At 60.8% G+C, this 20,526-nt stretch carries 17 protein-coding genes; 14 read left to right on the forward strand and 3 right to left on the reverse strand.

The window, feature by feature from the left end; genetic code table 11:
• Positions 1 to 17: 17 nt before the first annotated feature.
• The 11 genes from PL597_RS16195 to PL597_RS16245 all read left to right on the forward strand — a co-directional run bounded on the left by PL597_RS16195 (position 18) and on the right by PL597_RS16245 (position 10,933).
• On the forward strand, positions 18 to 1,085 hold the full coding sequence (locus tag PL597_RS16195) for an ABC transporter permease (protein ID WP_191217447.1): 1,068 nt from the start codon (positions 18 to 20) through the stop codon (positions 1,083 to 1,085).
• Entirely contained in the window at positions 1,082 to 2,014 is a 933-nt protein-coding gene (locus PL597_RS16200) for an ABC transporter permease (RefSeq protein WP_137411949.1), read from the forward strand. The genes PL597_RS16195 and PL597_RS16200 overlap by 4 nt, the downstream gene beginning before the upstream one ends.
• Positions 2,011 to 2,847, forward strand: a complete 837-nt coding sequence (locus PL597_RS16205) for an ABC transporter ATP-binding protein (RefSeq protein WP_080793947.1) — start codon at positions 2,011 to 2,013, stop codon at positions 2,845 to 2,847. Before PL597_RS16200 ends, PL597_RS16205 begins: the two co-directional genes overlap by 4 nt.
• Positions 2,844 to 3,593: an ABC transporter ATP-binding protein gene (locus PL597_RS16210; protein ID WP_137411950.1), complete on the forward strand. Its 750-nt coding sequence runs from the start codon at positions 2,844 to 2,846 to the stop codon at positions 3,591 to 3,593. The genes PL597_RS16205 and PL597_RS16210 overlap by 4 nt, the downstream gene beginning before the upstream one ends.
• Before the next feature lie 143 nt (positions 3,594 to 3,736).
• Complete coding sequence (locus PL597_RS16215; protein ID WP_080793945.1) at positions 3,737 to 4,639, forward strand: LysR family transcriptional regulator; 903 nt, start codon at positions 3,737 to 3,739, stop codon at positions 4,637 to 4,639.
• 207 nt (positions 4,640 to 4,846) lie between these two features.
• Entirely contained in the window at positions 4,847 to 6,382 is a 1,536-nt protein-coding gene (locus PL597_RS16220) for an ABC transporter substrate-binding protein (RefSeq protein ID WP_271365723.1), read from the forward strand.
• A 247-nt stretch (positions 6,383 to 6,629) separates the two neighbouring features.
• Entirely contained in the window at positions 6,630 to 7,580 is a 951-nt protein-coding gene (locus PL597_RS16225) for an ABC transporter permease (protein ID WP_137411952.1), read from the forward strand.
• Positions 7,577 to 8,398, forward strand: a complete 822-nt coding sequence (locus tag PL597_RS16230; protein WP_165691267.1) for an ABC transporter permease — start codon at positions 7,577 to 7,579, stop codon at positions 8,396 to 8,398. The genes PL597_RS16225 and PL597_RS16230 overlap by 4 nt, the downstream gene beginning before the upstream one ends.
• A 52-nt stretch (positions 8,399 to 8,450) precedes the next feature.
• Positions 8,451 to 9,848 (forward strand): amidase, encoded by a 1,398-nt coding sequence (locus tag PL597_RS16235; protein WP_137411953.1) that lies wholly within the window; start codon positions 8,451 to 8,453, stop codon positions 9,846 to 9,848.
• Positions 9,849 to 9,945: 97 nt separating this feature from the next.
• A complete protein-coding gene (locus PL597_RS16240) occupies positions 9,946 to 10,512 on the forward strand; it encodes a DJ-1/PfpI family protein (RefSeq protein WP_003523156.1) in 567 nt (188 codons plus the stop codon).
• A gap of 70 nt (positions 10,513 to 10,582) precedes the next feature.
• Positions 10,583 to 10,933: a ribbon-helix-helix domain-containing protein gene (locus PL597_RS16245; RefSeq protein ID WP_137411954.1), complete on the forward strand. Its 351-nt coding sequence runs from the start codon at positions 10,583 to 10,585 to the stop codon at positions 10,931 to 10,933.
• Positions 10,934 to 11,094: 161 nt separating this feature from the next.
• Here PL597_RS16245 and PL597_RS16250 read toward each other — a convergent pair whose 3' ends face one another.
• The 3 genes from PL597_RS16250 to PL597_RS16260 form a co-directional block, all read right to left on the reverse strand.
• Positions 11,095 to 12,015 carry an ABC transporter permease gene (locus PL597_RS16250; RefSeq protein ID WP_077984078.1) on the reverse strand — a complete coding sequence of 307 codons (921 nt, stop codon included), beginning with the start codon at positions 12,013 to 12,015 and terminating at the stop codon, positions 11,095 to 11,097.
• Positions 12,008 to 13,018 carry an ABC transporter permease gene (locus tag PL597_RS16255; RefSeq protein ID WP_077984077.1) on the reverse strand — a complete coding sequence of 337 codons (1,011 nt, stop codon included), beginning with the start codon at positions 13,016 to 13,018 and terminating at the stop codon, positions 12,008 to 12,010. The genes PL597_RS16250 and PL597_RS16255 overlap by 8 nt, the downstream gene beginning before the upstream one ends.
• 144 nt (positions 13,019 to 13,162) lie before the next feature.
• Positions 13,163 to 14,872, reverse strand: coding sequence for a peptide ABC transporter substrate-binding protein (locus tag PL597_RS16260; RefSeq protein ID WP_137411955.1), 1,710 nt, complete (start codon positions 14,870 to 14,872; stop codon positions 13,163 to 13,165).
• Positions 14,873 to 15,177: 305 nt separating this feature from the next.
• Here PL597_RS16260 and PL597_RS16265 point away from each other — a divergent pair, with 305 nt between their 5' ends.
• The 3 genes from PL597_RS16265 (at position 15,178) to PL597_RS16275 (ending at position 20,282) form a co-directional block, all read left to right on the forward strand.
• Positions 15,178 to 16,341 (forward strand): M20 aminoacylase family protein, encoded by a 1,164-nt coding sequence (locus tag PL597_RS16265; protein ID WP_077984141.1) that lies wholly within the window; start codon positions 15,178 to 15,180, stop codon positions 16,339 to 16,341.
• 48 nt (positions 16,342 to 16,389) lie between these two features.
• A complete protein-coding gene (locus tag PL597_RS16270; RefSeq protein WP_271365724.1) occupies positions 16,390 to 18,240 on the forward strand; it encodes an ABC transporter ATP-binding protein in 1,851 nt (616 codons plus the stop codon).
• A gap of 662 nt (positions 18,241 to 18,902) precedes the next feature.
• On the forward strand, positions 18,903 to 20,282 hold the full coding sequence (locus tag PL597_RS16275) for a GH1 family beta-glucosidase (RefSeq protein WP_191217449.1): 1,380 nt from the start codon (positions 18,903 to 18,905) through the stop codon (positions 20,280 to 20,282).
• Positions 20,283 to 20,526 lie beyond the last annotated feature (244 nt).

Below are 20,526 nucleotides of genomic sequence, written 5' to 3' on the forward strand. Positions count from 1 at the left end.
CCGGAAGGATCGGTCTCTTGAGCATCGTTGAAGCAAACAGCCGGGCGAGGCAGGGCAAACGCCGTGCCAACGCCCGCGTGAAAGCCATTCTCGGCTTCGCCGTCACCGTCATCACCACCTTCCTGGGGTTGATGGCGGTTACATTTTTCATTGGCCGTGTGGTGCCGATCGATCCCGCGCTGGCGATCGTCGGCGACCGCGCGCCTGCGCATGTAGTCGAGCGCGTGCGTGAGCAGCTCGGCCTCAACCTGCCGCTCTGGCAGCAGTTCTTCCTTTATCTGAAGCAGGCGTTGTCCGGTGATTTCGGCACCTCTGTCTTAACCACCAATCCTGTCATGGAGGACATCAAGCGGGTGTTTCCGGCGACGATAGAGCTTGCCACCATCGGCACGATCATCGGCGCCGTCTTCGGCATTCCGCTTGGCGTGCTTGCCGCCGTGAAACGCGGCAGCTTTGCCGATCAGGTGGTGCGCGTCATCGGCCTTATCGGTTATTCCGTGCCGATCTTCTGGCTTGGCCTTCTGGCGCTGCTGGTATTTTACGCCCGGCTGCAATGGGTGGCTTATCCCGGGCGAATGGACATTGTCTATGAATTCACCTTCACGCCGGTCACGGGCTTCTTCCTGATCGATGCCATCTGGCAGCGGCAATGGGACGTGTTGTGGGATCTCTTCCGCCACATCATCCTGCCGGCCTCTCTGCTCGGTTATTTCTCGCTGGCCTATATCAGCCGCATGACGCGTTCCTTCATGCTGAACGAGCTTGCCCAGGAATATATCGTCGCGGCCCGCGCCAAGGGGCTTTCGGAAACGCGCATCATCTGGTTCCACGCGCTGCGCAATGCCGCTGTTCCGCTGGTGACGGTGATCGCGCTCTCCTATGCCGGTCTGCTGGAAGGTTCGGTGCTGACCGAAACCATCTTCGCCTGGCCGGGGCTCGGCCTCTACATCACCAATTCGTTGCAGAATGCGGATATGAATGCCGTTCTCGGCGGCACGATCGTGATCGGCGCCATCTTCGTCGGCATCAATCTCTTCTCCGATCTGCTTTACCGGACGCTCGATCCAAGGACGCGCAGCCGATGACCCTTTCGACCGATACGATCAAACCCTATAGCCGCGAATGGCTGCTCTCCGACCGGCCGGCCTCGCGCAGGCAGGCGCGGCTTGGGCGCGCCTATGTCATCTGGCGGCGCTTTTCAGAAAACCGGCTGGCGCTGCTCGGGCTCGGCATCATCGTCGCGCTGCTATTCGTGGCGCTGTTTGCCGATGTTCTGGCCCCGCATAACCCGGTGCAGGGGGACCTGCGTAATGCCCGGCTTCTGCCACCCGGCACGGCCGGGTATCTGCTTGGCACCGATGATCAGGGGCGTGATATTCTTTCGCGCCTCATCCACGGTTCGCGGCTGACCCTGTTCGTTGTGCTCTTGGTTGCCATCATCGCCGCACCTATCGGGCTGATCGTCGGCACCGTTTCGGGTTATGCCGGGGGATGGGTGGATGCGGTTCTGATGCGCATCACCGATATTTTCCTTGCCTTCCCGAAGCTTGTTCTGGCGCTGGCGCTGGTCGCGGCCCTCGGGCCGGGCATTGAAAATGCGGTGCTCGCCATCGCGGTCACCTCATGGCCGCCCTATGCGCGCATCGCGCGCGCCGAAACCATGACCTTCCGCAATTCCGATTTCATCGCGGCGGTCAAACTCATGGGCGCGTCGCCGTTCCGTATCGTTCTAAAACATGTCATGCCGCTTTGCATGTCATCGCTCATCGTGCGCGTGACACTGGATATGGCCGGCATCATCCTCACCGCAGCTGGTCTGGGCTTCCTCGGCCTCGGCGCGCAGCCGCCGTTGCCGGAATGGGGCGCGATGATCGCCGCCGGCCGCCGTTTCATTCTCGATCAATGGTGGGTTGCCGCCATGCCGGGTATCGCGATCCTCATCGTCAGCCTCGGTTTCAACCTTCTGGGCGACGGCCTGCGCGATGCGCTGGATCCCAAGGAGGCGAACCAATGAGCGCGCCGCTTCTGACCGTTGAGAACCTGCGCGTATCCTTCCCCACCCGCACCGGGCTGGTGGAGGCTGTGCGCGGCGTGTCCTTCACGCTCGGCCGCGAGCGGCTCGGCATCGTCGGCGAATCCGGCTCGGGCAAATCGCAGACCGGCCGCGCCATCATGGGGTTGACCCCGAAAAACGCGCGTATCGAGGCGGACGCCCTTCGCTTCGGCGATATCGATCTGCTCAAGGCCTCTGCAAAAGAGCGAAGGATCATGCGCGGCAAGCGCATGGCCATGATCCTGCAAGACCCGAAATATTCGCTGAACCCGGTCATGACCATCGGTCGCCAGATCATGGAAACGCTGCGTACCCACGAAAAGATCGGCGGCAGCGAGGCGCGCCAGCGCACGCTTGCCATGCTCGAAGCGGTGCAGATACGCGATCCCGAGCGCGTCTTCGATCTTTACCCGCACGAGGTTTCCGGCGGCATGGGCCAGCGTGTCATGATCGCCATGATGCTGGTCTGCGGCCCGGAATTGCTGATCGCCGACGAACCCACTTCGGCGCTGGACGTCACGGTGCAGCTGGAAGTGCTCGATATCCTTGACAAGCTGGTGCGGGAACGCGGCATGGGACTGATTTTCGTCAGCCACGATCTGCGCCTCGTCTCTTCGTTCTGCGACCGTGTTCTCGTCATGTATGCCGGCAAGGTTGTGGAAGAACTGTCCTCCGCCAATCTGAAGGAAGCGAAACATCCCTATACGCAGGGCCTTTTAAACTGCCTGCCGGAAATTGGCGGTCACCGGCATCCGCTGCCGGTTCTGGAACGTAAGGCGGAGTGGCGCGCATGAGCACGGTTCTTTCCATCAGAGACATGGTGGTCGATTTCGACGGCTACATCGCGCTCGACAGCGTCAGCATCGATGTGGCCGAGGGTGAGTCCTTCGGCATCGTCGGCGAGTCCGGTTCCGGCAAGTCGACCCTGCTGCGCGCCATTGCCGGCCTAAACCATTTCGACGAAGGCTCGCTAATGGTGGCAGGGCGCTCCTATGCCGGCAAGCACCGCGACAAGAGCTTCTACCGCGATGTACAGATGGTGTTTCAGGACCCGTACGGTTCACTGCACCCGCGCCAGACGGTGGATGCGCTGCTGCTCGAGCCGCTCGTCATCCACGGTCTCGACAATCGCGAACAGCGCATTGCCCGCGCACTGGACGAAGTGGGGCTCGGTTCCGGCTTCCGCTTTCGGTATTCGCACCAGCTTTCCGGAGGCCAGCGCCAGCGCATCGCCATTGCGCGTGCGCTGATCGTCGAGCCGAAAATCCTGCTGCTGGACGAGCCGACTTCGGCGCTCGACGCCTCCATTCAGGCGGAAATCCTCAACCTGTTGGAACAGGCCCGCAAGGATCGTAACCTCACCTTCGTCATGGTCAGCCACGATCTCGGCGTCATCAGCCACATGTGCGATCGCCTTGCGGTGATGAAAAGCGGCAAGGTGGTGGAAATGCTGGAGGCTGAGGCGCTGGAAAGCCGGGAATTCAGCGCGGATTATACCCGCCAGCTGCTTGTGGCGAGCGAGGGCTTCAAGCGCGTTTGAGGAGTGCGGCGTTGCGGCCCGGCACTTCTCCGCGCCGGGGAGAAGAAACAAGCGGCGATCTCTCCGGGTGAAGTATTCTTTCGCGACGCTGCAATGATATGGTGAGCGCCAACGCCGCCCCACCCGAAAAAGGTACCCACCCCATGCAATTGCGTGCATTGATGTATTTCGACGAACTGGTCCGCACCAATTCCATGCGCGCCGCGGCGGAAAACCTGAATGTGGCGCCGACAGCGGTGAGCCGGCAGATAGAGAACCTTGAATATTATTTCGGCTCGCCTCTGGTGGAGCGTTCCAGCCGTGGCGTGAAGCTGACCGCTGCGGGGGAGCTGCTCGCCGCCCGCGCCGGCAAGACGCTGCGGGAACTCGACCATGTGCACCAACTGATAGACGATCTGAAGGGCCTGCAACGCGGCCGGGTCACGGTCTATGCCAATGGTGCGACGGTGGCGAACCTTCTGGCGCCGGTGCTGGCGCAGTTCAGCCTGAAATATCCGAAGCTGCGTTTTGAGGTGCATATTACCAGCGCCCGCCAGGCAATGGAGGCGCTGGGTGCGGCGGAAGCGGACCTGGTCGTCAGCCTGTTCGCGCCGAAAGTCTCCGGTGTGAAAGTGCGCTCGCGCACCCGTATCAGCTATGACGCGATCTTTCCCGCCGGTCATGCGCTTGCCGGGCAGGCGGAAGTTTCGCTCAAAGAGCTGGCCGGGCTGCCGCTCGCCCTGCCGGACAAGAGTTTCGCTGCGCGTCAGGCCTTCGACACGCTGTTTGCTGATGCCGGCATCGAGCTTGATCCCGTCTTCATCACCAGCTCTTTGGAAATGCTGAAGGAACTGGTGCTGGGCCACGCCGCCGCCACGCTTTTGCCGGCGCTTTCGGTGGCGCGTGAAATCCGCAGCGGACAGATGGTCGCCGTTCCGCTCTCCGGCAAGAAAGGTATCCACACCCAGATCGATCTCTGCGTTGCGCCGGACCGGCAATTGTCCTTCGCCGCCTCCAAGCTTGCGGACTTCATTGAGCGCTTCATGCGCGAGGCGACGGCAGGGTAGTTTGTTCTCCCCGCCGGGAGAGGAATTGGCCAGTGTGGAGAATTGCCCACCAAGGTTGATTTCCATCCGCATTTCCGTGTAGCCATTTCAGCTACACGGAGCACACAAAAATCGAGATTGTGTGTGCGCCTGCAACATGACACTCTTTTTGCAACGGGCGGTCTTCGGAAGGGCAAAAATGCCCCGGCCGCCAGACAGGGGACAATGATGCCACGCACTTATCTTTCGCAGGCGGCAACGTTTTCGCGCCGCGCCGCGCTGACCCTCGCATTGGGCACGGCGCTCTGGCTGCCGCTTTCGGTAACGGTTGCCGAAGCCGCGCCAAAAACCACGCTGACGCTTGGCATGGCCGTCGAGCCGGCCGGCCTCGATCCGACCATCGCCGCGCCCGTGGCCATCGGCCAGGTCACCTGGCAGAATGTCTTCGAAGGTCTGGTGAAGATCGACCGCGAAGGCAAGGTGAAGCCGCAGCTTGCCGAAAGCTGGGAAATTTCCCCTGATGGCAAGACCTATACGTTCAAGCTGCGCAAGGGCGTGACCTTCCATGATGGCGAGGCTTTCGATTCCTCTGTCGCCAAATTTTCGCTGGATCGGGCGCGTGGCGAAAGCTCGGTCAATCCGCAGAAACGCTTCTTCGCCGCCATCGACACTATCGAGACGCCGGATGCCGTAACGCTGGTGCTGAAGTTGAAGCAGCCGGCCGGCAGCCTTCTCTACTGGCTCGGCTGGCCGGCCTCCGTGATGGTGGCGCCGAAAAGCGCGGAAAATAACCGCACCACGCCGGTCGGCACCGGTCCGTTTAAATTCGTGAACTGGGCCAAGGGCGACAAAGTCGAGCTGCAGAAGAACGACGCCTATTGGGACGAGGCCGTTTTGGTAAAGCTCGACAAGGCGACCTTCCGTTTCGTGTCCGATCCTCAGGCGCAGGCCGCAGCGCTGAGGTCTGGCGATATCGATGCCTTTCCGGAATTCGGCGCGCCGGAACTGATGACCTCCTTCGATGGCGACGCGCGTCTCGGCACCTTCGTCGGCAATACTGAACTCAAGGTCGTGGCGGGCATGAACAATGCTCGCAAGCCTTTCGATGACAAGCGTGTGCGTCAGGCGCTGATGATGGCGGTGGATCGCGGCACGGTGATCGAAGGCGCCTGGTCCGGCTTCGGCACGGCCATCGGTAGCCATTACACGCCGAATGATCGCGGTTATATCGATACGACCGGGGTACATCCTTACGATATCGACAAGGCCAGGGCGCTGCTTGCCGAAGCCGGCTATCCGGATGGATTCAACTTCACCATCAAGGCCCCGCAAATGGCCTATGCCCAGCGCACCTCGCAGATCCTGCAGGCGATGTTTGCCGAAATCGGCGTGACCATGACCATCGAGACCACCGAATTTCCGGCGAAATGGGTTGCGGATGTTCTCAAAGGCGCGGATTACGACATGACCATCGTTGCCCATGCGGAGCCGATGGATATCGATATCTACGCGCGCGACCCGTACTACTTCAATTACAAGAACCCGGCCTTCAATGAGGTCGTGGCGAATGTCGAAAAGACGGCGGATGCCGGTGAGCAGGAGAAGCTCTATGGCGAAGCCCAGAAAATCCTCGCGGAAGATGTACCCGCTCTTTTTCTTTTCGTCATGCCGAAACTCGGTGTCTGGGACAAGAAGGTGAAGGGGCTTTGGGAAAACGAGCCCATTCCCTCGAATGTGCTGACGGATGTGCATTGGGAAGAATAGGGTTTGTTGTGAGGGGTAGGGCGCAGTTTCCCCATCCACCTCATTCCTGTGCTTGTCTCAGGAATCCAGCCAGCCCAAGTCCTTGGGCTGACAGGTGTCTGTCCGCCGCACGGACGCGCGTCGGCTGGATCCCTGTGACATCCTCGGGCATGTTCTGGGGAACAGGGATGAGGCAAGAGTGTGCGGGGATGACAGCAAATCTCTCCACGACATCCGGCTACAAAACCACGCAAGGAGAAGATGCCAGATGTTAGCCGTCTTCATTCGGCGTCTTTTAAGCCTCGTCATCACGCTGTTTGCCGTTTCCCTCATCATCTATATCGTCATGGGCCTGCTGCCGGGCGATCCGGCGGCTATCATGCTCGGAACCTCGGCGAGCCCCGATACGCTCGCGGCGCTGCAGAAGCAGATGGGCCTCGATCAGCCGCTGCCGCTGCGTTATCTCCACTGGTTGGCCGGCGTATTTCATGGCGATCTCGGGCAATCCTATACCTATGGCGTGCCGGTTGCGGGGCTGATCCTGGAGCGGCTGGCCGTTACCCTGCCGCTTGCGCTGCTGGCCGTCTGCCTTTCGGTGGCCACCGCCATTCCGCTCGGCGTGGCGGCGGCGCGGAGCCGCAACGGGGCGCTGGATTTCGCGGCCGGGCTATTTTCGCATGTGGGCATTGCCGTGCCCGGCTTCTGGGTCGGGCTGCTGCTCATCATCGTCTTTTCCACCACGCTCGGCTGGATGCCGGCCGGCGGTTTTCCCGGCTGGACGCCGAACTTTTCAGCGGGTCTTACGGCGCTCATCCTTCCGGCGGTCGCGCTGGCGCTGTCGCAGGCCGGGGTTCTCACCCGTGTGTGCCGCTCCGCCGTGCTGGAAGTGATGAATGAGGATTTCGTGCGCACCGCACGCGCCAAGGGCCTGAGCGAGCGGGTGGCGCTGTGGCGGCATGCGGTGCCGAATGCAATGATCCCTGTCATCACCATGATCGGCCTGCAATTCACCTTCCTCATTGCCGGCGCGGTGCTGGTGGAGAATGTCTTCAACCTGCCGGGCCTCGGGCGGCTTGCCTATCAGGCGCTGACCCAGCGCGACATCGTCGTCATGCAATCCGTCGTGCTGTTCTTCTCGGCGCTGGTGATCGTCATGAATTTCGTGGTCGATATCGCCTATCTCCTCATCGATCCGAGACTGCGGGCAGGTGCGCGATGATGCGATTGATCCGCCGCCGCCCCGCCTTTGCCGTCGGCATCGCCGTCACGGTCTTTCTGGTCGCAGTCGCCCTGCTGTCGCTGGTCTGGACGCCTGTGTCCCCCACAAAGATGCAGATCGTTCAGAAGCTGAAATCGCCCTTCGTTTATGGCGGTCTCGGCACGGATCATTTCGGCCGCGACGTGTTGTCGATGCTGATGGCCGGTGCGTGGAACTCGTTGTCCACCTCCATCGCTGCCGTCGCCATCGGCGCATTTATCGGCACGACCATCGGCGTCGCGGTTGCGGCGCTTCGCGGTTTCACCGAAACCGTGGTCATGCGCATCTGCGACATCATCTTCGCCGTGCCGCCCATCCTGTCGGCGATGATGCTCGGCGCTTTCATCGGCACGGGCCGTTTCACCGCCATCATCGCCATCGCCACCTTCATGGTGCCTGTGTTTGCCCGGCTGACGCTGGGGGCGGCGTTGCAGATATGGTCGCGGGAATATGTCACCGCCGCCACCAGCATCGGCCAGAACCGCGCCAAGATCACGCTTTTCCATATCGTGCCGAATATTTCCAACCAGATCATCGTGCAGGTGACGATCCAGCTCGGTCTTGCGATATTGACGGAAGCCGGCCTTTCTTTCCTCGGTCTCGGCATGCCGCCGCCCGCCGCCACCTGGGGGCGGATGCTGGCCGATGCCCAGACCTATCTCGGCACCGCACCCTGGCTTGCCATCATGCCCGGCCTTGCGATTGCGCTCGCCGTCTTCGGCCTCAATCTTCTCGGCGACGGCCTGCGCGACATGCTTGACCCGCGCGATACAAGCTGACCGTTTCAAGCCGATATCGCCCCTATTTCCTGTTTTCTGACGAGACGATGCCATGACCGATCTCATAGACCTCAACACGCTCGAAATCCTGGCGCTTTACCGGGATAGGAAGCTTTCGCCATCGGAATATTGGCAGGCGGTGGAAGCGCGTATCGATGCTTTCGAACCGGTGGTGAATGCGCTTTACGCCTATGATCCAGAGGATGCACGAAGGCAGGCGCTGGCCTCGACGGAGCGCTGGCAAAAGCGTGAAACGCTCGGGGCCCTCGATGGCATTCCGGTCTCGCTCAAGGAATTGATCGCCACGAAAGGCCATCCCGTGCCGCTTGGCACCAAAGCGGTGGAACTGGTGCCTGCGGTTGAGGACGCGCCGGTGGCCGCCCGCTGCCGTGAGGATGGCGCGATTATTTACGCCAAGACGACCTGCCCGGATTACGGCATGCTTTCCTCCGGCCTTTCCAGTTTCCACAAGCTCAGCCGCAACCCGTGGGACCCCACCCAGAACCCCGGCGGTTCCAGCGCCGGTGCGGCCGCGGCCGGGGCTGCGGGTTACGGCACGCTGCATATCGGCACGGATATTGGTGGCTCGGTGCGGCTGCCGGCGGGGTGGACCGGGCTCTTCGGTTTCAAGCCGAGCCAGGGCCGTATCCCGGTCGATCCCTATTATACCGGTCGCTGCGCCGGGCCGATGACCCGCAGCGTTGCCGATGCCGCCTATGCCATGGCGACGCTTTCGCGGCCCGACTGGCGCGACGGCACCTCGCTGCCGCCGAACAGCATCGACTGGATGGATCTCGATATTAATGTGAAGGGCCGGAAAATCGGCCTGATGCTGGATGCCGGCTGCGGCCTGCCGCTGGAAGATGAGGTGCGCGACGCCGTGCTCTCCGCTGCGAAACTGTTCGAGGCGGCGGGCGCCATCGTCATCCCGGTCGAGCCGGTGCTGACACGCGAGATGCTGGACGGGCTGGACGATTTCTGGCGGGCGAAGTTCTGGGGCGACATGGCGGCGCTGAGCGCTGACCGTCGCGCCGCTATCCTTCCCTATATTCATGAATGGGCGCAGAAGGGCGCGGATGTCTCCGGCGCGCGCGCCGTTTTCGGTTTCAACCAGACCATGGAAATGCGTAAGGCTTGCGGGCGGTTGATGCAGCAGGTGGATGCGGTGATTTCACCGGTCAATCCCATCGTGTCCTATCCGGCCGACTGGGCCTCGCCCACCAACGATCCCGAACGGCCCTTCGAACATATCGCCTTCACGGTCCCGTGGAACATGTCGGAACAGCCGGCATCCTCGATCAATTGCGGCTTCTCCAGATCGGGCATGCCCATCGGCTTGCAGATCGTCGGGCCGCGTTACGAGGATTTGTTCGTGCTGAAGCTTTCAAAAGCCTTCGAGAATTGGGGCGGCGGCGTGCGGCGCTGGCCACAGCCGCCGCAGGTCCGCTGATCCCAGCTTTATCGGTCCTGTAGTATTGCCATAATACCCGCATCTCGATCCCGCCTGTTAGGGTGCCCAAAGGCATTCGAAAACGGGAGGAAAAGACATGCCGAAGAAAATTTTGATGATCGCCGGCGATTTCGCCGAGGATTATGAGACCATGGTGCCGTTCCAGACGCTGCTGGCGGTCGGCCACACGGTGCACGCCGTCTGCCCCGGCAAGAAGGCGGGCCAGACAATCGCCACGGCCATCCATGATTTCGAAGGCGACCAGACCTATTCGGAAAAACGCGGCCATAATTTCGCGCTCAACGCCACCTTCGCCGATATCAAGGTTGCGGATTACGATGCGCTGGTCATTCCGGGCGGCCGCGCGCCGGAATATCTGCGGCTCAATGCGGATGTGCTTTCGGCGGTGAAACATTTCTTCGAGGCCGACAAGCCGGTGGCCGCCGTCTGCCATGGCGCGCAATTGCTTGCGGCTGCGGGCGTCTTGAAAGGCCGCACCTGCTCGGCCTATCCCGCCTGCCGCCCGGAGGTAGAGCTGGCGGGCGGCACCTATGCCGATATCGCCATCGATGCAGCCGTTACCGACGGCAAACTGGTAACGGCGCCCGCATGGCCGGCGCATCCGGCCTGGCTTTCGCAATTCATGGCCGTGCTTGGCAAATGAGAACGGGGAGACGGGGCTTCTTCCGGTCCCGTTTTCCGCCTATCTTTCAAGCGTGGTGAGGGAGGAAACCATGTGCAAGCTTTTCATCAAGGCAGACCCGGCGCTTTGGGAGAGCCATACGCGGTCGCTCAGGATCGATGGCATGGTCACCAGCGTGCGGCTCGAGAATTTCTTCTGGGCGACACTGGACGAGATCGCGCGGCGTGACGGCATGAACAGCGTGCAACTCATCGCCAAGCTTTATAATGAATCGATCGACGCCGGGCACGATCTCGGCAATTTCACCTCGTTCCTGCGGGTCTGCTGCGGGCGTTATCTAGCGCTTCAGCTTTCCGGCGATATTCCGGCGCACAGCGATAGTCCGATTGCGGCGTTGGATGCAGACAGCATTCTCGATGCGGAAAAGGTGAATTATCACTAGGGCGCGTCCCGCTTTTGTGCCGCGATACCCTCAACCTCATTCCTGTGCTTGTCACAGGAATCCAGCCGTCGCGCGTCTGCGCGACGGGGAGAGTCCTTTTAGCCCAAGGACTTGGGCTGGCTGGATCCCTGTGACAAGCACAGGGATGAGGGAGAGAGCGTTTAGCTCTTCAGCGAGCGCGGGTCGAGCGCATCGCGCACCGCATCACCGATATAGTTGACACTCAGAACCGTCAGCGAAATCGCCAGGCCCGGCCACAGCACGCGCGAGGGCGTCAATTGCAGGAAGTTCGCGCCATCGAATAGCAGCCGTCCCCAGGTCGGGAAATCGGAGGGGAAGCCGAGGCCGAGGAAGGACAGCGCCGATTCCGTGATGATGGCGGCGGCAATGCCGAGCGTGGCTGAGACCATGATGGAACTCAGCACATTCGGCAATATATGCCTGAGGATGATGCGGTATTCGCGCATGCCACTCGATTTCGCCGCGATGATGAATTCCTGGCTTTTGATCGTCAGCACATCGCCGCGCACGATACGGGCCGTATGCATCCAGCTCGTTATCCCGATCACGAACACGATCAGGATGAAGATGCCGGTTTCCGGCCCGAAGGCCGCGCGCAGCGTATCGCGAAACAGCATCAGGATCACAAGTAGCAGCGGCAAAAGCGGCAGGGCCAGGAACAGGTCGGTCAGCCGCATCAAGGGGCCGTCCAGCCTGCGGAAGTAACCCGATAGAACACCCACCAGCGTGCCGAGGAACAGCGCCAGCAGCATGGCGGTGATGCCGACGGCAAGCGAGATACGCCCGCCGGCCAGAACCTGCGCCAGCATGTCCTTGCCGAGATTATCGGTGCCGAAAGGATGTGCGAGCGACGGCCACTGGTTGCGCGCCTTCACATTGATGGCGTTGGGCGCAACGGTGTGGATATAGGGGCCGACATAGACCGCCAGCAGGATGAAGATGAAGACGAAGAGGCCCGCCACCCCGCCCTTGTGAACGCGGAACTGTTTCCACATGTCGGCAAGGGCGGATTGTGTGGGGGTGGCCGCAACCGTCGGCCCTTCTATAGTGGCGTCAGTCATAGCGGATCCTCGGGTCGAGAATGCCGTACAGCACGTCGGCAATCAGGTTGAAGAGCACGATCAGCACCGCGAAAATGAAGGTCAGCGTTTGCACCAGCGGAATATCTGCGCCCTGAACCGCGGTGATCAGCAACTGGCCAAGCCCGTTCACGCGAAATATCTGCTCGGTGATGATGGCGCCGGAAAAGATGGTCGGCACGCCGAGCGCAATCACCGTCACAACCGGAATCAGGCTGTTGCGCAGCACGTGGATGAGCAGCACGGATTTTTCCTTCACGCCCTTGGCGCGTGCGGTGCGCACATAATCCTGATGCAGATTGTCGAGCATGGAGGCGCGCACGAAGCGGCTGATCTGCGAGACGTTATAGAGCGTCAGCACCAGCACCGGCAGGAACATCTGCTTCACCTGCGCTACGAAGCTCGCCCAGTCCCTGACTTGCAGATTGGTGTCGTAGACGGACGGGAACCATTGCAGGTAGGAGCTGAAAATGACGACAAGCAGCACGCCGGTAAAGAAGGTCGGCACCGAATAACCGACCATGGAAACGAAGGTGCCGATCTGGTCGAAGATTGAATATTGCTTGTAGGCGGAGACCACGCCAATCGGGATCGCCAGCAGCGCACCGAAGAGATAGGCGAGGCCCACCACCCACAGCGTCTGCGGCATGCGCTGAATGACGAGATCGACCACCGGGCTGCGTGTCGCCCAGGAGAGCACGCGCATGCGGCTGCCATCGCCGATCTGCCAGCCGGTCAGCTTTTCCAGGAGGTTCAGCGGTTCGTTGATGAAGAATTGCTGCAGCCACATCAGGTAGCGGATGAAAAAAGGCTGATCGAGGCCGAGCGAGGCGCGGATCTGTTCGCGCACTTCAGGCGGGATGGTGAGCGGCAGGTCGCCGGTCGGATCGTTCGGCGCAAGATCGAGCAGCGCGAAGATGACGAAGCTGATGACAAGCAGCGTCGGTACGGCAAAGGCCAGCCGCCGGAGTGTAAAGGTAAACATCTGAAACTCTCCAGACCCAGAGCGCGGCGCGACGAAAAGCGGGATCGTTTTCGCCTTGAACGCGGCAAATGTGTCTTCAGAACATGGTCCTGGGGCATGCAGAAGGCCGGCCTCTCCCGGGGGAGAAGCCGGCGCATCCGCGTGTTACTTCTTGCGGGACCAGTCCGCGACGTTCCAGAGTTCCGAGTCCCAGGCATTCATGCGAACGCCTTCCAGCGTCAGCGAATGCGAGGAAACGCTGCCGCGGTGGATGAGCGGAATATGCGCGCCATCCTCCGTCAGCATGTCGTTCAGCTGCTTGGAAAGCTCGGCGCGCTTGTCAAGCTCGGCGGTCTTGGAGAGTTCGCCCACCAGCTTGTCGAATTCCGGGTTGCAATAACGCGGAATATTCTGGCCCTGCCAGCCGTTTTCCGGGGCCGGGATCTTGTCGCACAGCCATTCCGCCAGATATTTTTCCGGGTCCGTGCCGTCGAAATTGTTGGTGTACATTTCGACATCGGCATAAAATTTTTGGAAGGTGTCCGGGCTTGCCGGGTCACCGCCGAAGAAGACCGAGGCGCTGACATTGCGCAGTTCCGCAGCGACGCCGATCTGCGACCACATATCCTTCACCAGTTCCTGCGTGGCCTGGCGAACCGAGTTGGTGGAGGTCTGGTAGAGGAAAGAAAGCTTCACGCCATCCTTGGCGCGGATGCCGTCTGCACCCTTTACCCAGCCGGCGTCGTCGAGCAGCTTGTTTGCGCCTTCCACATCCTGCTTCAGGCACCAGCTGTCATTCTTGGTGGAAGCGACGGCTTCCGGAGCCGGTACGATGTTGCAGGTCGGCTTGCCCGCTTCGCCATAACCCGCTTCGTCGATGATATCGCGGTCGATGGCGAGCGAAAGCGCACGGCGCACGGCGGGATCGGAAAGGGCGGGGTGCGGGCCGGCCTGCTTGGTGGAGCGCTTGTCACCCAGCGAAGGATCGGCATTGTACCAGTTGAGATTGATACGCTCGACCTGAGTGCCGAAGGCGGTCTCCAGCTTGCCCTTGCCGGCGGCCACCATGGTGGCGAGGATTTCCGGCTCCACCTGCATGTTCCAGGCATAATCGAATTCGCCGGTTTCAAGCACGGCGCGTGCGGCGGAAGCGGCGTCACCGCCGCCCTTCAGGGTCGCTGTGGCGAAGGCGGGCTTGGCGGGGTCGCGGTAATTGGTGTTGGCGACGAAGCTGATCACGTCATTCGGCTTGAAATCCTTGACCACGAAGGGGCCGGTGCCGATGGGGCCGAAATTGGCGGATGTGCAGCCGGGGGCTGCGGCGCCGACGCAGTTTTCGAACTGCTTTTTCTGGATGACCGGCGACTGTGCGCCCACGAATGCGGAGTAGGGGTAAGGTTTCGGTTCGGTGAAGCTGACCTTGACGGTGTGGTCGTCGATGGCCTCGACATTCTTCACGCCCTCATATTGCGCCGCCTGCGCGCAGCCGCCATCCGGTGCGGTGCAATATTTCCAGGTGAAAATGACGTCCTCGGCGGTGAACGGCGTGCCATCCGACCATTTCACATCGCTTTTCAGCTTCCAGGTCATGCTGAGCAGATCCTTCGCGACGCCGCCATTTTCGATCGTCGGAATTTCGGTGACCAGCATCGGCACCAGCTCGCCCTTTTCGTCGTAGCGCGCCAGCGGCTCAATCACCATGGACGAGCTGTAGACTTCCTTCGTGCCACCGGAAAGATAAGGGTTAAGTGTCGATACGGCCTGCCAGAACAGGATTTTCAGTTCGCCGTCACTGCCGCGCTCGGCATGGGCGACAGAGCCCGCAAAGGCCATGGCCGCCACCGTGCTGGCAAAGAGAACGCTGCGCTTCTTCATTGTGGTTTTCCCCTTTTTGGATTTTATCTGTTTGAATGTTTGACGCTTTTCCCGTCGTCGCACGCAAGGTCTGTTTTTCTAACTATTTGACTTTGCTAAGGAATATTCCTCCATTCCCGACGATGCTATTGTCAGTTTTTTTGAAATGCAAGTCCCAATGTCTCTTTGGTGAACAAATTTTGAGCCATTCAGTTTCCGGCCTATTTTTCGCTCACGCAGCAAATTTCATGCTTGCAAAACGAGAAATTCCAAACGCAATATGGCGTCCGACAACCCGGCGGGGAACAAAAAAAGGGAAAAAGAGAATGCCGATATTGAACCGTGTGGCTGAAATGCAGGAAGAAGTTGCCGGCTGGAGGCGCCATCTGCATGAACACCCGGAACTCCTCTACGATGTCTTCGAAACATCGAAATTCGTGGCGGAAAAGCTGAAATCCTTCGGCTGCGACGTGGTCGAGACCGGCATCGGCCAGACCGGCGTGGTCGGCATCATCAAGGGCCGGCACGGGGATGGCCCGACCATCGGTTTCCGCTCCGACATGGACGCACTGCCGATCCTCGAGACGAGCGGAAAGCCCTGGGCTTCGAAGACGCCCGGCAAGGCCCATTCCTGCGGTCATGACGGGCATACCGCCATGCTTTTGGGTGCGGCGCAATATCTGGCAGAGACCCGCAATTTCAAGGGCTCCGTGGCGGTGATCTTCCAGCCGGCGGAAGAGGGCGGCGCGGGCGCGCTCGCCATGCTGAACGACGGAATGATGGAGAAATTCGGCATTTCGCAGGTCTATGGCATGCATAACGAGCCGGGCATTCCGGTCGGGCAATTCGCCATCCGCAAGGGGTCGACCATGGCGGCGGCGGATAGTTTCGAAATCGTCATCACCGGCAAGGGCAGCCATGCGGCCGCGCCGCATCTTTCTATCGATCCGGTTTTGACCTCGGCGCATGTCATCATCGCCCTGCAATCCATCGTTTCGCGGGAGACGGACCCTTTGAAATCGCTGGTCGTCACCGTCGCCACCACCCATGGCGGCACGGCCGTCAATGTCATTCCAGGCGCCGTTACGTTGACGGGAACGGTGCGCACGCTGTTGCCGGAAACCCGCGATTTTGCCGAAAAGCGCCTGAAGGAAGTGGCGACCGCCACCGCCATGGCACATGGCGCGACCGTCGAAGTGAAATATCATCGCGGTTATCCCGTCACCTTCAACCACAGTGACGAAACCGAATTCGCGACCGGCGTGGCGATGGGCGTGGCCGGTGCGAACGCCGTCAACACCAACCCCAACCCGCATATGGGGGCGGAGGATTTTTCCTACATGCTGGAAGCGCGTCCTGGCGCCTTCATCTTCATCGGCAACGGCGATACCGCCGGGCTGCACAATGCGGCCTATGATTTCAACGACGATGCGCTGCCTTACGGCATCAGCTACTGGGTTTCGATGGCCGAAACCGCGCTTGCTGCGTAAGACACCCGGCGGCCTTCATGGCCGCCTTCTGCTTTTCAGGAGATTGGCATGCTTTTGGCGGCGACGTCCATGGAACAGACCGGCGGTTCGGTATGCCCGGTTTTATCGGTTCAAAATCTCACCACATCCTTCCGCGTCGATGGCGGTTGGAAATCCGTGGTCCGCAACATGAGTTTCGAGATCGCGCCGCGCGAAACGGTGGCGATCGTCGGCGAGAGCGGGTCGGGCAAAAGCGTCACCTCGCTCTCCATCATGCGGCTCCTCGATAAAAAGACGAGCCGTATCGAAGGCAAGGTCATGCTCGGCGGGCGCGACCTGCTGGCGCTGCCGGAAGAGGAGATGCGCAAGGTTCGCGGCAAGGACATCTCAATGATCTTCCAGGAGCCGATGACCAGCCTCAACCCGATCTTCCCGATCGGCAAGCAGATCGCCGAGGCGCTGACCGTGCATCAGGATATTTCCTCATCCGCTGCGAAGGCAGAGGTCATCCGCCTGCTTGAGAAGGTCCGTATTCCCAATGCGAAGAACCGTTTCGACGATTATCCCCACCAGTTTTCCGGTGGCATGCGGCAACGCGTGATGATCGCCATGGCGCTCGCCTCCAGACCGAAGCTGCTGATCGCCGACGAGCCGACAACGGCGCTCGATGTGACCATTCAGGGCCAGATTCTCGACCTGATCAAGCAATTGCAGGAAGAGGAGGGCATGTCCGTCCTCTTCATCACCCATGATATGGGTGTTGTGGCGGAAGTCTCGGACCGCACCATCGTCATGTTCCGCGGCGATGTGGTGGAAACCGGCGCCACCGACGACATCTTCCATCGTGGCCGCCACCCTTATACGCGGGCGCTGCTTTCGGCGGTGCCGAAGCTCGGCTCGATGAAGGAGCGCGTGCTGCCGGCCCGTTTCCCGATCATCGATATCAAGACCGGCGAAAGCCAGCCTGTCGCCGACGTGAAGGACACGGTCTCCGGCGGCCGCACGCCCATTCTTTCGGTCAAGGACCTGACGACCCGTTTCGATATTCGATCCGGCCTTTTCGGCCGCAAATCCGGCGCCGTGCATGCGGTGGAAAAGGTATCCTTCGATCTCGCCGAGGGCGAAACTCTTTCTCTCGTGGGCGAATCGGGGTGCGGCAAGTCCACCACGGGCCGCTCCATCACCCGGCTGATCGAGCCGACATCCGGCAATGTCATGCTCGACGGCTACGAGGTGCTGAAGCTCGACAAGACAACCTTGCGCACCATGCGCCGCAGCGTGCAGATGATCTTCCAGGACCCTTTCGCCTCGCTCGATCCGCGCATGAGCATCGGCACGGCGATCATGGAGCCCTTTATCGAGCATCGCCTTGGAAGCAAGCAGCAGGCCCGTGAAAAGGCGGCCGATCTTCTGGAAAAGGTGGGCTTGAGCCCGGATATGATGCGGCGCTTCCCGCATGAATTTTCCGGCGGCCAGCGCCAGCGCATCGCTATTGCCCGCTCGCTGATGCTCGACCCCAAGGTCATCGTCGCCGACGAGGCGGTCTCGGCGCTCGATGTTTCGATCAAGGCGCAGGTCTGCAACCTGCTGCTCGACCTGCAACAGAGCCTCAACCTCGCTTTCCTGTTCATTTCGCATGACATGGCGGTGGTGGAGCGCGTCAGCCATCGTGTGGCGGTGATGTATCTCGGGGAGATCGTGGAGATCGGGCCGCGTGCGGCGGTTTTCGACAATCCGCAGCATCCCTACACGAAAAAGCTCATGTCCGCCGTTCCCGTGCCTGATCCGGCGCGCCGGCAGATCCGGCGCAACATGTCGACGGACGAGATCAAAAGCCCGATCCGGCCGGTGGACTATGTCCCGCCTGAGCGGCGTTACCGCGAGGTTTCGGCGGGGCATCTGGTGCAGGAAGCGGCTTGATCGAGCAATGTCGGCTTCAGGCTGAGGGCTGATGCGGAGCGAGCGGTTGTCCCTTGTTGTCTTCTACCCTTCGGGGAAAAGGCGGCCCGAAGGGTCGGGTGAGGGGGGCTGTTCGCGATCTGCCTGAATGGCGAGGACAATTTCGCGCCGCCCCGCCTTCCTTTTCAGTCACTTCCGAAAAAATACTTCCTCTCTCATCCCCATCACCGCATTTTGGCCGCATCATTCCTCCCGCAACCGGTACGGAAGGGCGATACGCGCGGCGCCTTTCGCGAACCGGAGGCCGACATCGACAAGCATGGTTCTGGCAGGCCGTGTTTTTGAAAGGCGTTCCGCCGGGCCAGAGGCGGGAAGGACCGATCAGATAGGTGCCGTGAAAAGGCTGTAACCTATGGGCTGCTCTGGCTGCCCTGACGATACGGCCCGGTGAATGCAACAACCTTTGCCACCTCCCATCTCCCACCCGCATTCGCCGGGTCGATGCCTTGCGCCGCCGGCAAACCGCTGTGGCGGCAATCCCCCATGCAAAGCGCTTTGAACTTGTAAGTTGCGTATCCTGAAACGTTGTAGATTCCTGCCGCCCACGACTGTACCTGCCGGCCGACATGGTCTAAACCGCTGCTGATCTTTTCACGCTCGACGGACAGAGAAGGGCCCCGCAGATGACCGATCCCAAAACGCTAGCCGCCCGTTTCCCCGGCGATTTCCTGTTCGGCGTCGCGACCGCCTCCTTCCAGATCGAAGGCTCCACGAAGGCAGATGGCCGCAAGCCATCCATCTGGGACGCCTTCTGCAACATGCCGGGCCATGTCTTCGAGCGTCACAACGGCGATATCGCCTGCGATCACTATAATCGTTGGGAGCAGGATCTCGATCTTATCAAGGACATGGGTGTCGAGGCCTATCGTTTCTCCATCGCCTGGCCGCGCATCATTCCCGATGGCTTCGGCCCGATCAACGAGAAGGGGCTGGATTTCTACGATCGCCTCGTTGATGGCTGCAAGGCGCGCGGCATAAAGACCTATGCGACGCTTTACCATTGGGACCTGCCGCTGACGCTGATGGGCGATGGCGGCTGGGCCTCGCGCTCCACCGCGCACGCCTTCCAGCGATATGCCAAGACCGTCATGGCCCGCCTCGGCGACCGGCTGGATGCGGTGGCGACGTTCAACGAACCCTGGTGCGCGGTGTGGCTCAGCCATCTCTATGGCATTCATGCGCCGGGTGAGCGCAACATGGAGGCGGCCCTTGCCGCCATGCATCACATCAATCTCGCTCATGGTTTCGGCGTGGAAGCCTCCCGCCATGTCGCGCCGAAGGTGCCAGTGGGGCTGGTGCTGAATGCCCATTCCGTCATCCCGGCTACCGACAGCGAGGCCGATCTCAAGGCCGCCGAACGGGCCTTCCAGTTCCACAATGGCGCGTTTTTCGATCCGGTCTTCAAGGGTGAATATCCGGTCGAGATGATGGAAGCTCTGGGTGATCGTATGCCCGTCGTGGAGGCGGAAGACCTTTCCATCATCAGCCAGAAGCTGGACTGGTGGGGCCTGAATTATTACACGCCGATGCGCGTCGCCGACGATGCGTCACCGGGCGCAGAATTCCCCGCCACTGCACCCGCCCCGGCCGTAAGCGATGTGAAGACCGATATCGGCTGGGAGGTCTATGCCCCGGCGCTCCAGTCGCTGGTGGAAACGCTCTATAAACGTTACGACCTGCCGGAATGCTACATCACCGAAAACGGTGCCTGCTATAATATGGGCGTCGAAAACGGCGAGGTGGATGACCAGCCGCGTCTCGATTATTACGCCGAACATCTCGGCATCGTCGCCGATCTCATCCGCGACGGTTATCCGATGCGCGGTTATTTCGCCTGGAGCCTGATGGATAATTTCGAATGGGCCGAGGGCTATCGCATGCGCTTCGGTCTTGTGCATGTGGATTATGATACGCAGGTGCGCACGCTGAAGAACAGCGGCAAATGGTACAGCGCGCTGGCTTCGGGCTTTCCCACGGGCAATCACGGTTTGGTGAAACCGTAACGGTTACCTCTCTCATCCCTGTGCTTGTCACACGGATCCAGCCAGCCCAAGTCCTTGGGCTGAGGGAGTCTTTCCGCCACGCGGACGCGTGTCGGCTGGATTCCTGTGACGAGCACAGGAACGAGGGTGGGGAGGCCGCCGCGAGTGAAATTCGGGTCCCGTGTCCTGCTAGGAGCACGGACGTCAGGGTGCGCGGAGAAAGTTTTCTCCACTTATTATCAGTTTTCCAAACTTTTTTGTCGGT

The sequence above is a fragment of the Agrobacterium sp. ST15.13.013 genome, assembly GCF_027956525.1.
In the GTDB taxonomy this organism is placed as follows: Bacteria; Pseudomonadota; Alphaproteobacteria; order Rhizobiales; family Rhizobiaceae; genus Agrobacterium; species Agrobacterium salinitolerans.